Source organism: Campylobacter concisus (genome assembly GCF_003048875.2).
Classification (GTDB): domain Bacteria; phylum Campylobacterota; class Campylobacteria; order Campylobacterales; family Campylobacteraceae; genus Campylobacter_A; species Campylobacter_A concisus_AU.
The window spans coordinates 1,531,792-1,544,941 of the sequence record NZ_CP049264.1; the positions used below are offsets into that span (position 1 = coordinate 1,531,792).

General features: G+C 39.8%; 10 protein-coding genes. 4 read left to right on the top strand and 6 right to left on the bottom strand.

The genetic code is table 11. From position 1 onward, the window contains the following. From CVT07_RS07655 to CVT07_RS07675, 5 genes are all read right to left on the bottom strand, one after another. Positions 1–615 carry a phosphoribosylanthranilate isomerase gene (locus tag CVT07_RS07655; RefSeq protein ID WP_107937767.1) on the bottom strand — a complete coding sequence of 205 codons (615 nt, stop codon included), beginning with the start codon at positions 613–615 and terminating at the stop codon, positions 1–3. Next, on the bottom strand, positions 615–2,219 hold the full coding sequence (gene trpD, locus CVT07_RS07660; RefSeq protein ID WP_107937765.1) for an anthranilate phosphoribosyltransferase: 1,605 nt from the start codon (positions 2,217–2,219) through the stop codon (positions 615–617). Before trpD ends, CVT07_RS07655 begins: the two co-directional genes overlap by 1 nt. An 80-nt stretch (positions 2,220–2,299) precedes the next feature. Next, positions 2,300–2,872, bottom strand: coding sequence for a recombination mediator RecR (gene recR, locus CVT07_RS07665; RefSeq protein WP_107937763.1), 573 nt, complete (start codon positions 2,870–2,872; stop codon positions 2,300–2,302). Continuing rightward, the gene (locus CVT07_RS07670; RefSeq protein ID WP_107937761.1) at positions 2,869–4,125 is read right to left on the bottom strand and encodes an ArsS family sensor histidine kinase; all 1,257 of its coding nucleotides are present in this window, start codon (positions 4,123–4,125) and stop codon (positions 2,869–2,871) included. The genes recR and CVT07_RS07670 overlap by 4 nt, the downstream gene beginning before the upstream one ends. Then, positions 4,122–4,793 carry a response regulator transcription factor gene (locus CVT07_RS07675; protein ID WP_009294394.1) on the bottom strand — a complete coding sequence of 224 codons (672 nt, stop codon included), beginning with the start codon at positions 4,791–4,793 and terminating at the stop codon, positions 4,122–4,124. Before CVT07_RS07675 ends, CVT07_RS07670 begins: the two co-directional genes overlap by 4 nt. A 123-nt stretch (positions 4,794–4,916) precedes the next feature. Here CVT07_RS07675 and dnaJ point away from each other — a divergent pair, with 123 nt between their 5' ends. Next, complete coding sequence (dnaJ, locus tag CVT07_RS07680) at positions 4,917–6,059, top strand: molecular chaperone DnaJ (protein WP_103596171.1); 1,143 nt, start codon at positions 4,917–4,919, stop codon at positions 6,057–6,059. 548 nt (positions 6,060–6,607) lie between these two features. Here the strand turns inward: dnaJ and pyk are convergent. Continuing rightward, entirely contained in the window at positions 6,608–8,059 is a 1,452-nt protein-coding gene (gene pyk, locus CVT07_RS07685; protein WP_107937348.1) for a pyruvate kinase, read from the bottom strand. A gap of 92 nt (positions 8,060–8,151) precedes the next feature. On the opposite strand from pyk, the gene CVT07_RS07690 reads away from it, so the two are divergent. From CVT07_RS07690 to CVT07_RS07700, 3 genes are all read left to right on the top strand, one after another. Continuing rightward, positions 8,152–9,213, top strand: a complete 1,062-nt coding sequence (locus tag CVT07_RS07690; protein ID WP_021089010.1) for a TRAP transporter substrate-binding protein — start codon at positions 8,152–8,154, stop codon at positions 9,211–9,213. 113 nt (positions 9,214–9,326) lie between these two features. Next, positions 9,327–9,950: a tRNA 2-selenouridine synthase gene (locus CVT07_RS07695; protein WP_148823918.1), complete on the top strand. Its 624-nt coding sequence runs from the start codon at positions 9,327–9,329 to the stop codon at positions 9,948–9,950. Positions 9,951–9,959: 9 nt separating this feature from the next. Beyond that, a complete protein-coding gene (locus tag CVT07_RS07700) occupies positions 9,960–13,148 on the top strand; it encodes an Mbeg1-like protein (protein WP_107937340.1) in 3,189 nt (1,062 codons plus the stop codon). The last annotated feature ends 2 nt before the right edge of the window (positions 13,149–13,150 follow it).

A 13,150-nucleotide genomic window follows, 5' to 3' on the forward strand; every position in this document is an offset into this window, starting at 1 on the left:
TTACTCCAATGTGTTGTTAAATTTTACTACCTTTAAAATTCTCTCTATCTTTTGCGCATCTTTTATGCCGTTTTCGTCCTCGACTTTGGAGTTGATATCGACTAGATATGGCCTAAATTTCAGCGCCTCTTTTATGTTATGCTCGCCTATGCCACCAGCCATGCCAAATTTAAATTTAGCCTCTTTTAAAATTTCCCACTCAAAGCTAGTGCCATTTCCGCCGGCATTTTCGCCCTTGCAGTCAAAAAGCGCCATGTCAAAATGCTTAAAATCAATCTCTGGCAAGCTATCTTTCACGCTAAAAACCTGCCAAATCTCAAGCCCCATATCTTTTAAATTTGCATGCAAATTTTCACTGATCGCTCCGTGCACCTGAGCCACGTCAAGCCCTGCAAACTGGCAAATTTCCATTATCTCGCACTCGCTTTGCAAAGCAAAGACGCCAACTGCTTTTTTGCCCTTGCTGTGAGCAAATCTCGCTATCTGCCTAGCTAAATTTAGCTCGACCCTTCTTTTGCTTTTGGCAAATATCAGCCCGATAAAATCAACATCCAAAGCGCAAACCGCACTCGCCTCATCTAGCGTCTTGATGCCACAAATTTTAACTAGCGCCATTACGCCTGTGCCTTTATAAACTCTTCATAAAATTTATACGCCTTGCCAGAATTTATAGCCTCAAGCACCATTTTTTTGGCCTCGTCTGGGCTCTTTGCGCCATCAGCTGCGTAAAGTGCAAACATCGCGTTAAAGACTACGATGTCAAATTTCGCCCCCTGCTCCTCGCCTTTTAGCGTGCGGATCAAAGTTTTGGCGTTTTCTTCAGGTGTGCCGCCCTCTATGTCGCTATGAAGCGCCCTTTTAAAGCCAAACTGCTCTGGCGTGATGCTGTATTCAAAAATTTCGCCATTTTTTAGCTCCACAACGCTTGTTTCACTACAAAGCGTGATCTCGTCTAGTCCGTCATCGCCACGAACGACCAAAGCGTGCTTTCTGCCAAGGATCTTAAGCGTCTGGGCGTAGAGTTTTAGCACTGGTTTGTGATAGACACCAACTAGCTGATTTGTAAGGTTTAAATTTGGATTTAAAAGCGGTCCAAGCACGTTAAATACGGTCCTTATGCCAAGTCTTTGGCGCACCTCTCGCACTTCGCCAACTAGCGGATGAAAAAACGGCGCATGAAAAAAGGCTAAATTTTTACTAGCTAAATTTTCACGCTGTTTTGCCAGTGATTTTTCACTTTTTACACCTAAAATTTCAAGCACATCAGAGCTGCCTGACTTGCTTGAAACTGCCTTGTTGCCGTGCTTTGCAACCTTTATGCCAAGACTTGCAAGGATAAATGCAACTGTAGTTGAGATATTTATCGTCTTAAAGCCATCGCCTCCAGTGCCGCAAAGATCGATCATAGGCGTATCGTCGCGGTAAGTTTGCGAGTATTTTAGGATATTTTTTGCAAGCGCAGCGAGGCTTTTTGGATAGAGGCTCTTTTCGCTAATTAGCACCAAAAGGGCTGAAAGCTGCACGATCTCGTACTCTTTGCTGGCTATTATCTCGCAAATTTGCTCAAAGTCGCTATCATCAAGTGGGATATTCTCTTGAAGCTTGATAAGATATGGCTTAAGTGAGCGGACTTTAGGCTCTTTAACCTCATCTTTTGTTTTGTAATTTACAAAATTTTCAACGATCTTTTTGCCGTATTGTGTGAAGTAGCTCTCTGGGTGAAATTGGATGCCAAAGATCGGCTTATCTTTTACGCTAAGTGCCATGACTACGCCATCATCACTGACCGCATCAGCGCTTAAGCTAGCTGGGAGCTCATCGACATAGAGCGAGTGGTAGCGCATAACCTCAAATCGCTCAGGCAGCCCAGCAAAGAGTGGCTCTTTGTTTTTCACGTCGATAAACGAGGTCTTGCCGTGAAGTGGATCGTCTAGCCTTTTTATCTTTGCGCCAAAACTAAGCCCTATGGCTTGGTGTCCAAGACAAATGCCAAGCACCGGCACGCCAAGGTCTGCTTTTAAAATTTCTAGGCAAACTCCGCTATCTTTTGGGTGCTTTGGACCTGGGCTTAGGATGATCTTACTTGGGCTTAGTTTTTTGATCTCTTCAAGCGTTATCTTGTCGTTTCTAACACATCTAACCTCTTCGCTGGTAAGCTCTTTTACGTACTGCTCAACGTTGAAGACAAAACTATCGTAGTTATCTATAAGTAAAATCAATCTCTATCCTTTTAAATTTAGCGGCGGATTGGGCTAAATATTATAAATTTAGGTGAGATTATAACTAAAAGAAATTTTAATTAGGCTTTTGTGCGGCTCTCGTAGGCTTTTAGAAGTGAGAGCATATCGACGTTTTCTAAATTTACACCAGTTGGCACGCCCTGAGCGATCTTGCTAAATGAAATTTCACTCATGCCAAGCTTATCCTCGACGTAAAGCATGAGTGCGTCTGAATTTAGCCCCGGCGTAAAGGCAAAGACGACCTCTTTTGAGCCATTTTGCGTGATAGCACTTCGCAGCCTCTCTATGGTGTCATCATCGATCTCGTCAAGCACGAAGTAAAGGCCATTGTAGATGCCATTTTGCTCAAAAACCAAGATATCTTTTGGGCTCTCAACCAGCAAGATGACCTCGTTGTCCCTGCTCTCGTCGCTGCAAATGTCGCAAATTTCATTTTCGCTTAGCCCACCACAACGCTCACAACGCTTGATAAATCTCACCGCATCTTCGATATTTTGCGCGAGCCTTAGCCCTGCAAAGCTATCTTGCATGCAGACAAAGTAAGCAAATCTTGCTGCTGACTTTTTACCAACACCTGGTAGCTTAGCAAAAGACTCAGTTAGCTCGTTAAATTTCTCTAAGCCCCTTTTCATGCGCGTTTTGCCTTTGCACGAAGTAAAATTTTAAAGACGTGATAGCCGTCCTCGTAGTCATATACAAGCTCAAATTTTTGCATCTGGCAAATTTGCTCGATGATGTAAAGTCCAAGCCCCATGCCGCTTCCAGCACTCACCTTATCGCCTCTCACAAAGGCTTGTTTGTAGTAGTCGATAGGGTGATTTAGCTTTTTACCTAAATTTTTAACCGCTATAAATTCGCTATCGCAGATCAAGATGGCCTTTTTGTCCTCTGCGTATTTTAGGGCATTGTCTATCAAATTTTTAATCGCCAAACTAAAAAGCTGAAAATCCACTCTTAATATGACGTCATCTCTAATATCACAGCTCACTCGCTCTTCAAATTTATCAAGCATAAGCATATCTTGCACCTGCTCTAAAATGAGCGAAAAATGGCACTCTTGATAGTTTAGCGCGTAGCTCTTTGAAAGGAGCTGCTCGACCTTGCTAAATTCATTTATAAGCATCTCAAGGCGCTCAAAAACGTTTATGAGCCTCATCTTTTGAGTGTCGTTTGCCACCATCTCAGAGACGATCCTGCCCTTGCCTATAGGCGTCTTTAGCTCATGCATGATCGCACGCAAAAATAGCTGCCTTGAGCGAATGAGCTCTCTTATCTTGCAAACGGCGTTGTCAAACTCGACCGCAACCTGTCCGATCTCGTCTTGCTCGTTTTCATTTAGCCTAGCAGTCATCGCCATCTCCATATTTCCGCTGGCAAATTTCCTGATATCTTTGCTAAGTCTTCTAAGCGGCAAAAGGCTTCTAAGCACCGAAACATAAAGCGAGATGAGCAGAGCCGAGATGATCAAAAATGCCACCCAAAGCGGATCATTTACGTGTCTTGCGTCGTTGCTCTCAAGCAAGAGCTGAAAAGATGGATTTTTGATAAGCAGATACAAATCGCCTTTGTAATTAACCGACTGCATCAAGCCAAGAGGCGTGTGCTGCGTAAAAATTGCGTTTCCGCTTGTAGTAACAGAGGTGGCTAAATTTTTGTTGCCGACGTATTCTAGGTTGAAATTTTTAAAGTAGTGCTCCAAATCTCTTGGAGGATTGCCACGCTCATAAAGCGCCACAAGATAGTTCATAGCGCTTATTTGCTTGTCTTTTAGCTTCTCAAGCGCACTTTCTTGCTGAATGTTTGCAAATGTCACAAAGAGCAAGCACATCAGCGAGAAAGCGATGGCAAAGATGATAGTTATCTTGGTGGTTATGGAGTATTTCATCCGATAAGCTTATATCCTATGCCTCTAACTGAAAATATATGTTTTGGTGCTTTTGAGCTGTCGCCGATCTTTGTTCTAAGGCGTCCGATGATGACATCTAGGCTCTTTGAGTCCTTGTCTTTTAGGCTCTTGCAGTTATAAACTAGCTGCTCACGTGATACTGAAAAGCTGTGCTGTTTGATGAGATAGGTTAAAATTTCATACTCAGCTGGTGTAAGAGCAAGGGCTTCATTATTAAAGTAAATTTCATGGCGCTTGTCGTCTATCCTAAATGCGCTATCAACGACCTCTTCTTGAACTTCGTTTGTCTTTTTATATCTTCTAATAAGACTTGTGATACGAGCATACATCTCTTTTGGATCGTATGGTTTTGGCAAGTAATCATCCGCTCCAAGCTGAAGTCCAACGACCTTGTCGCTGATGTCACTGCGAGCCGAGCTTATGATGATAGGGATGTCGTATTTTTGGCGAATTTCTTTGCAAACTTCAAGACCATCAATGCCAGGTAATGTAAGGTCAAGTATGAGCAGGTCATAGTTTTTTATGCCGGCACTTAGTCCTAGATATGGGTCTTCAAAGTTAGTCACTTTTATATTAAAACTATCAAGATATTCAGATAAAATTTGTGCAAATTCTGGATCGTCTTCTATCATTAAAACGTTAATCATAAATCATCCTTTTCATTGAAAAATAGTAGAGATTATACGGCAAAAATGTAAATTCTTTTTTAAATTTAAACTTTTTTGGATAAAATCTCACATTTAAAATAAGCTTAATAAACAAGGAAAAATGTGGAGTTTGATTATTACGAGATCCTTGAAATTTCAAGAAATGCAAGTGGCGACGAGATAAAAAAAGCCTTTAGAAAGCTCGCTTTAAAATACCATCCAGACAGAAACGCTGGCGACAAAGAGGCTGAGCAGAAATTTAAACAGATCAACGAAGCCTATCAGGTCTTAAGCGATGAGCAAAAGCGCTCAATATATGACAGATACGGCAAAGAAGGGCTTGAGGGTAGATTTGGCAGTGGCGGTGGCTTTAGCGCTGATTTTGACCTTTCAGACATTTTTGACTCGTTTTTTGGTGGCGGTTTTGGCGGTGGCTCTAGACAGAGAAAAAGACGAAGCGAAAAATACTCAGCAGATCTTGAAATTCCTATAAATTTAGAGTTTAATGAAGCTGTTTTTGGCTGCGAAAAAGAGATCAAATTTGATCAAAAAGTGCCTTGCCCAACATGCAACGCAACAGGCAGTAAAGATGGCAAAAACAAAACTTGCCAGCACTGCGGCGGAAGCGGCAGGATCACACGTGGAAATGGCTTTATGAATATCGTTCAAGAGTGCCCATACTGCCACGGATCTGGCGAAGTGATAAGCGAGCCATGTCCTGATTGCAACGCAAAAGCCTATAAAATCCAGCAACAAAGCGTCAAGATCACGATCCCAGAGGGCGTTGATAGTGGCATGAGGATGAGGGTCGCTGGCAAAGGCAACATCGGTGCAAACGGCGTTCAAGGCGATCTTTACGTGAGCATAAACGTAAAAGAGGACAAGCACTTCATCCGCCACAATGACGATGTTTATATAGAAATTCCAGTCTTTTTCACCCAAGCTGTTCTTGGCGAGAGCATAAAAATCCCAACACTTCGCGGTGAAGCCGAGCTAAAACTGCCAGTTGGCGCGAAAGATAAACAGCAATTTATCTTTGAAAATGAGGGCATCAAGGGCGTAAATTCACGCAAAAAAGGCAGACTTGTAGCTCAAATTTCTATCCAAACACCTGATAAACTAAGCGATGAGCAAAAAGAGCTTTTAAACAAGCTTCAAGCTAGCTTTGGCATAGTTTCAGGCAAGTCAAGCACCGATGAGAGCGTCTTTGATAAGATAAAAAGCTGGTTTAAAGGCGACGAGCCAAAGGGCAAAAAGAAAAAATAAATTTAGATTTGTGACGTTAAATTTGGCGTCACAAATTCTTTCGAAATCTTATTTTGAATGCGATTATACAACTAGACCAAATGCGCAAAACTCTGGCAAATTTTAAAATTTATGAGCGAGCATATCACGCTTCTAAATTTAGTGGCGAATAGTTATGGGCCCTAAATTTAGTAAGTTGCTAAGACGAGTGAGTAAAGTTTTAAAATTTGCAGAATTGCTTTGTTAAATTAGATAGGTGTCAAGCAAATTTTAAAATTTCATGAACGAGTAATTTCGGCTCTAAAATTTGAGCTAAGCTGTAAGCGAAGCCAAATTTTAGTAGTCAATTCTTATGAGTGAATGGAATTTTAAAATTTGCAAAAAAGTAGTAGTTTTATTTTAAAGCACATAGTTTAAATTTCAAATTTAGAGCTGGCATATCACGGCTCTAAATTTAGTGGCAAAATAAAGAATTTAAATTAGGTAGATTTTCAAGGCGATTGCATAAAAGCGCATAAATTTAAAAGAAATTTTAGTGCCCAAAATATCAGGCACTAAAATCCATAAATTTACTCAGTTGCAAGGTCTAAGTAATAATCAAGCTGGTCGCGTCTGATGATACGTATGAGGTTTGTGCTGCCCTCTACGCCTGTTGGGTGGCCAGCTGTGACGAGATAGGTCTTGTCATGCTCGACGTATCCAGCGTCGTAAGCCTTTTTGATGACATTTGCAAGAAGGACATTTAGCTTTGTCTTTTCAAGCACAAGCGCTGGCGTCACGCCCCAAGCAAGGGTAAGCATGTGAGCTGTCTGCTCGTCGTGTGCGATAGCGATGATGTCGATGTTTGTGCGGTTTCTAGCTAGCTTTATGGCTGATTTGCCAGAGCCTGTGATAGAGAGTATCGCATTTGCCTTGATGCGCACGGCTAGCGAAGCTGCGCTATTTGCGACCATGTCAGTCTCGTCAAAAAAGTCAAATTCGTCAAATTTATTGTATGGGTAGATGCTTTGCGTCTGGATGATTGTTTTGCTCATCGCCTCTACGACTGCGACTGGGTTTTTGCCGATCGCGCTCTCCTCGCTTAGCATAACCGCATCAGTGCCGTCTAGCACGGCATTTGCCACGTCGCTGATCTCCGCTCTTGTAGCGGTTTCATGCTCAGCCATGCTTAGCATCATCTGAGTTGCTGTGATGACTGGTTTGCTGGCTGCATTTGCCTTTTTGATGATGAGCTTTTGTATGGTTGGGACCCTGTAAAATGGCACCTCTATGCCAAGGTCGCCACGAGCTACCATGATACCGTCACTCTTTGCGATGATGTCGTCTATATTTTCGACCGCGTCAAATTTCTCGATCTTAGATAGGATAGCCGCACGTGATCCAAATTCTTTTAAGATATTTCTTGCTTTTATCACGTCATTTGCGTCTTGCACGAAGCTAATAGCAACGAAATTTACGCCCTGCTTTGCGCCAAATTCCATATCTTCTTTATCTTTTGGCGTGATAATGTCGATGCCAAGGGCGGTATTTGGGAAATTTACCCCTTTGTTTGAGTTTAAAAGTCCGTCATTTTCGATGATGGTTTTTACCACATCTTTGCCCTCGCCTGTAACTCTTGCTCTGATCGAGCCATCGTAGAGATAGACGTACTCGCCAGCCTTTAGCATAGGTAAAATTTGAGGCTGATTTAGGCTCACTCTATAAACGCCCTTTTCGATCTTTTCGCCCACGATATCCTCTGCGTAGATGCTAAGCTCGTCGCCAGCTTTTAAGTAAAATGGCTCGCTAAGCTTGCCAACTCTGATCTTTGGACCGCAGATATCTTGCAAGATGCTTATGCGTTTGTTTAGTCTTTTTTCGATGTTTCTTATCTTGTCGATGTTTGATTTGTGGTATTCGTGTGTTCCGTGGCTAAAATTTAAACGAAAAACATTAACACCTGCTTTAACCATCGCTTCCATCGTCTCTTCGTTGTCACTTGCTGGCCCTAAAGTCGCTACAATTTTCGTCTTTTTTATCATTTTTGTGCCCTGTAATTTGATTTTTGCGATTATAACACAATTTAATAATGTAAATTTTTTGTATAATATGCAAAATTTTTAAAGGAGAGAGTATGAATAAATTTTTATTAGCATCTCTTGGCCTAGCAGCTCTTGCTTGCGCTGCCATGGGAGATGACAAAGTCTATAAGCTCAAGCTTGCAACCTCATGGGAGAGCACTATGCCAGTGCTTGGTGACGTGCCAAAAGAGCTAAAAGAGAAGGTCGAAAAGATGAGTAACGGCCGCATCGAGATCAGGATCGACTACCCGTCAAAGCACAAGTCACCTTTTGCGATGCTTGACTTTGCAAAGAGCGGTCAGTACGACATCGGCTACACAGCTAGCTACTACTACAAGGGCAAAGACCCTAAGACTATGTTTTTTACAGCGACACCATTTATGATGAATACCGACGAGCAAACAGCTTGGTATGAATTTGGCGGCGGCAAAGAGCTAGAGGCGAAAGTTTTTGACCCATATAACATCAAAATTTTTAGAGCTGGTAACACTGGCATGCAAATGGGCGGCTGGTTTAAAAAAGAGATCAAGTCAGTTGATGATATCAAAGGCTTAAAGATAAGAATTCCGGGCTTTGGCGGTGAAATTTACGCTAAACTTGGCGCAAACATCAACACTATCCCAACTGGCGAGCTTTACATGGCTCTTGAGATGGGCACTATCGATGCAGTCGAGTGGGTTAGCCCAGCTTATGACATGGCACTTGGCTTTCACAAAGTGGCAAAATACTACTACACAGGCTGGCAAGAGCCAGATGGCGAAACTCAGTTTTTCTTCAACAAAAATGCATATGAAAAACTTCCAGATGATCTAAAAGCTATCTTTGAAGCGGCTGCTGCTGAAGTGGCAAGAGATGTGAATACTAAGGTATTTTACGCAAACGTAGAGTACTGGGACAAGATGAAGGCTGAGTACCCAGACATCCAAGTAAAATCTTTCCCACCAGAGGTCATCGCAGCTCTTAAAAAGGCTACAAACGAGCTACTTGATGAAGAGAGCGCAAAAGATCCGCTATTTAAAGAGATCGTCGAGTCTCAAAGAGCTTTCCTCAAAAAAGCAAGAGAGTGGACTAAAATTTCTGACTACGCTTACATCAAAACAAACGAAGAGAAATAACCACAGCAGGGAGCTCTCCCTGCTTTTTAAAATTTAAAACTCCACAACAACCAATCACAATAAGACTTTAAAGCAAAAGATAAGACAATAGTGAAAATTTAAAAGGATTTATGATGAAAAAAGTCAAATTTATAGTTTTTATCTGCTTGTTTATACTGCTACCACTTGCTTATTTTAATGGCTTCATAAGAATTTCTGATCTAACTAGCGAACAAGAGAGCATTGCTAAAAAGTATGGTGGTATTTATGTATTTGATGAGAAGTTAGAGAAGGAGATAGATAAGAGAGAAGAAGAGAGGGATAAGTATCTTGATGATTTCTTTAAAAACAATAATAGAGATTTTGACTTAAATGATCAAGCTATTATGAATGAAAAATTACCTAGAGTTTTATCTAATGGTAAAAAATATTACCTCAGATGGATTGATTATGAAAATGAGACTAGAAAAAAGATAAAAACTCCACAAATTTACAAAGATAAAATAAAAGAATTTATTGGCAGTGAAGATTATGAAAAATTTAAACCATCTTATGACTTGGGCTATTTTTATATCGATGATAATGATGAAGTAAGAGTAATCGATCTAAGTTTAGACTACTACGTTGTCGAAATAACATATACACTTTCAGGTGATGAAGCAAGTGGGATAAAATTTACCAAAAACAGATATATAAACGTAGCTGGAGATAACTATTTTTATTTCATAGACAACAAATTTCAAAAGATAAATAAATAGGACAAATAAATGAATACTATTAAAAATTTAACCAACAAAGAGATGGTAAATAAGATAAAAGACTATGCTGATATAGCCGATGTTGCTTATGCGTTTTTTGAGTATATAGATGAGAATGAAATTTGGAGTTTTTCGGATAAATTTCATAATGAGAGAATTTTAAAAAAACCAAATCCTAGATGGGATTATGCAGACTATAGTTACTATGGTCATACTTTAGAATTTGACGTTAAAGACGAAAACGGAAATACTATAAAAGCTGCTGGTACTCCTACCGCTTACGCCCTTTGCGTTGAAGCTAGATTTATGCAAGACTTAACTATTCAAAAACCAAAAGAAGATGATGAATTAGAAGAAGAAAAAGTACAAATTTCTAATCAAATAAAAAATTTTATAAAAGTCCCTCGAAATAAAAGGCAGTATTTATTTTACACAATAGACAATCTCTCCAAACGTACCAAAAATTTCACATCAAGGTTTAGACTTCTAAAACATCAAAAAAATGACGATGAAGGTTTTAGTGCCACGCTTTTTGAAGATACCAAAGACAATAATAAAAGAATACTAGCTTTTAGAGGCACCGAGATCACTCTAGGAGACTTATACGCAGATGCTCAGTTAACAACTAACCGCATAACAAACCAGGCAACCTCTTTAATATATTTTTTTATGGATAATGTTATACCTATATTAAAAGAGGGCGAAAAGATAAATATATGCGGTCACTCTCTTGGTGGATATCTAACCCAGATATGTGCTTTTACTTTTGCTGAACATATAGATGAAATTTATACATTTAATTCGCCTGGATTATTAAGCAAGCTCAATATCGAAGAAGGTCTTTCGAGCCAAATATTTATAATAAGCCAAGCATTAAGAGATCCCTCTCTTGATACTAGAATCAGAACTAATATAAATTATAAAAAAACGCTTTACTTGAATATGTATTCTGCAAACGAAGATCACACCTACCTACCAACACCTTTAAATGTTAATAACATATATCACATGAAAACAGACAATGATAGCCTAGCCTTTAACAATAAACTCTATGAAAACGCTATACAAGACCTTGGAGTTGATATAAATGGCAATGAAGTACTTATAAATATAGGCAACGTAGATGCGATACTAAATACAAATGTGAGTATAAGCTCGCACTTTCTTACCTATACGGCTGCTACACTATACTTTTTCTCATATCTTTTAGAGCAAAAAGATAATGACGAAAAGACAAAAAATGTTAGCCTAAAAGGCACATTTTTATATCTAAATGAATTTATGGAGCAAAACTATAAGCTTATTTTTGATCTTGATACAAATTTATCTTTAGCATATAAAAATGAGACATCCTATATAGATAACAAAGCTACACTCCCACCTCTTTTATATAACAAAAACAAAAACTGGATGTTGCTTATACTATTAAATAATATAAAACACGACTTTAAGATATTTAATCACAATTTAGAAGACGAGCAAGAAGCCTTGATAATAGAAGATATATTTAAGCTTAGTGACAAGAAGCGATACACAAAGATAATAAGCAAAGATGAAGTTGAGAAATTTAAAGAAAGTGGATGTGAAAAGATAGAAGATAAAAGAGCTATGCACAAGTGCAGGACATACAAGGTAGTAGATGAGAGCTCTAGTGATATCACCACCACCAAGGCTGATGCTAGCAAGCTCTACACCTATACGTCAAATTTCACAAGGTCGCTTTCATCACAAGATGAGAAGGCATACTTTATGAAAAGATCAGAGCAGACCTACTCTCTTTTATTTGACAACAGCACGCAGAGTGGCTCTATAAATTTATACGACGTAAAAGATAGAGGCGAGATAAAATTTGGCTTTTTATCAGCTAGCTCTAGCGTATATGTGGATAAGGATAAAGAGAGTTTAGCCATATTTACAAAAGATAAAGACATAGTGGATATCGATAAGATATATGAGAAGATAAGAGATAAATTTGGCGTGGAAAACCCAGAAAACTACAAGGTCGATCTCTTTTTAAACGCTACACTTCTAAAAGGTGCAAACGAAGCTAAAGACTATAAATTTGGCTTTACAAATTTCAAAGATGAAAAAGAGCATGATCTCTTTGAGAACAAAGAAGATCAAAAGCCCTTTTACTACTTTAGCCCAAGAGATGATGAAAGCTCTAAAGGCTCGCTTGATATCACAAATAAAAACACTAGCATAAGAGTGCTTGGCTATGATATAGATAGGGGTAGCTTAGATGTAAAGCTAAAAAGAGCCAACAATGATGAGAAAAAAGAGAAGCAAGCACAAGATAGAGAAGCGATAAATCATCAAAGCATGCCTCCTGGTGCAGTAGCTACAAATTTCACCGCTCACCCAGTCATAGAAGACGACGTCATCACTTGCCCGCATGGTGGCCAAGTGGTGCTAAAAAGCAAAGCTGGCAGGAGTATCACATCTAATGGCATACCACTCATACTAGGTCAAGACTTCTTAGGCTCGCCGATAGTTGGCTGCTCGGCAAATTCGCCATGCACCTGCGTAGCACACGTGCCAAAGAGCGCACTAAGTGCCAAAAGAGTAAATGACAACCACGCTCTCATGCAAGACCTAGTTCATCACTGCTTAAGTGATAAAGGCTGCGCGCTATCAGTGGCTAAAAAGTCAAATTTGCTAAATTTTGAAGGGATAAAATACGTTGATGCAAACGGCAACGAAGTAGCCCCAAAAGATGTGCAGATCACGCAAAATCCAAGGCTAAGGTTTTTCATGAAAAGCGCTGCATCACAAAGAGATAACATGCACGTCGCCATATACTCCATAAACGGCACCGAGTACAAAGAGCCAAATGGGGCTGACGAGATCGTGCTAAAAGAGAGCGACGCAAGAGACGTTAGCGACAAGGCACTTTTAAAGCTATTTAATGAAAACTTTAAGACTACCAGCCAAAGAAAATATGAATTTAAAGAGTACTCGCTAAAGTATGGCGCAGATGTTTTTAGACTAAATTTCATAAAGCCAGAGTATAAGAGCAAGCACGGCATAAACGGCTACTACGAAAGACTTAGCGAATACGAAAACGACGTTAGAAATTTGATCTTTCTAACGCCAAATCAAACAAAAGATATCACTATAAAAATAGCCAAAGGGCTAGACGCTAAGATAGAAAAAGACGCCGAGATAACCGACGTCGTAGTGCTTCAAGGGCTATAAAT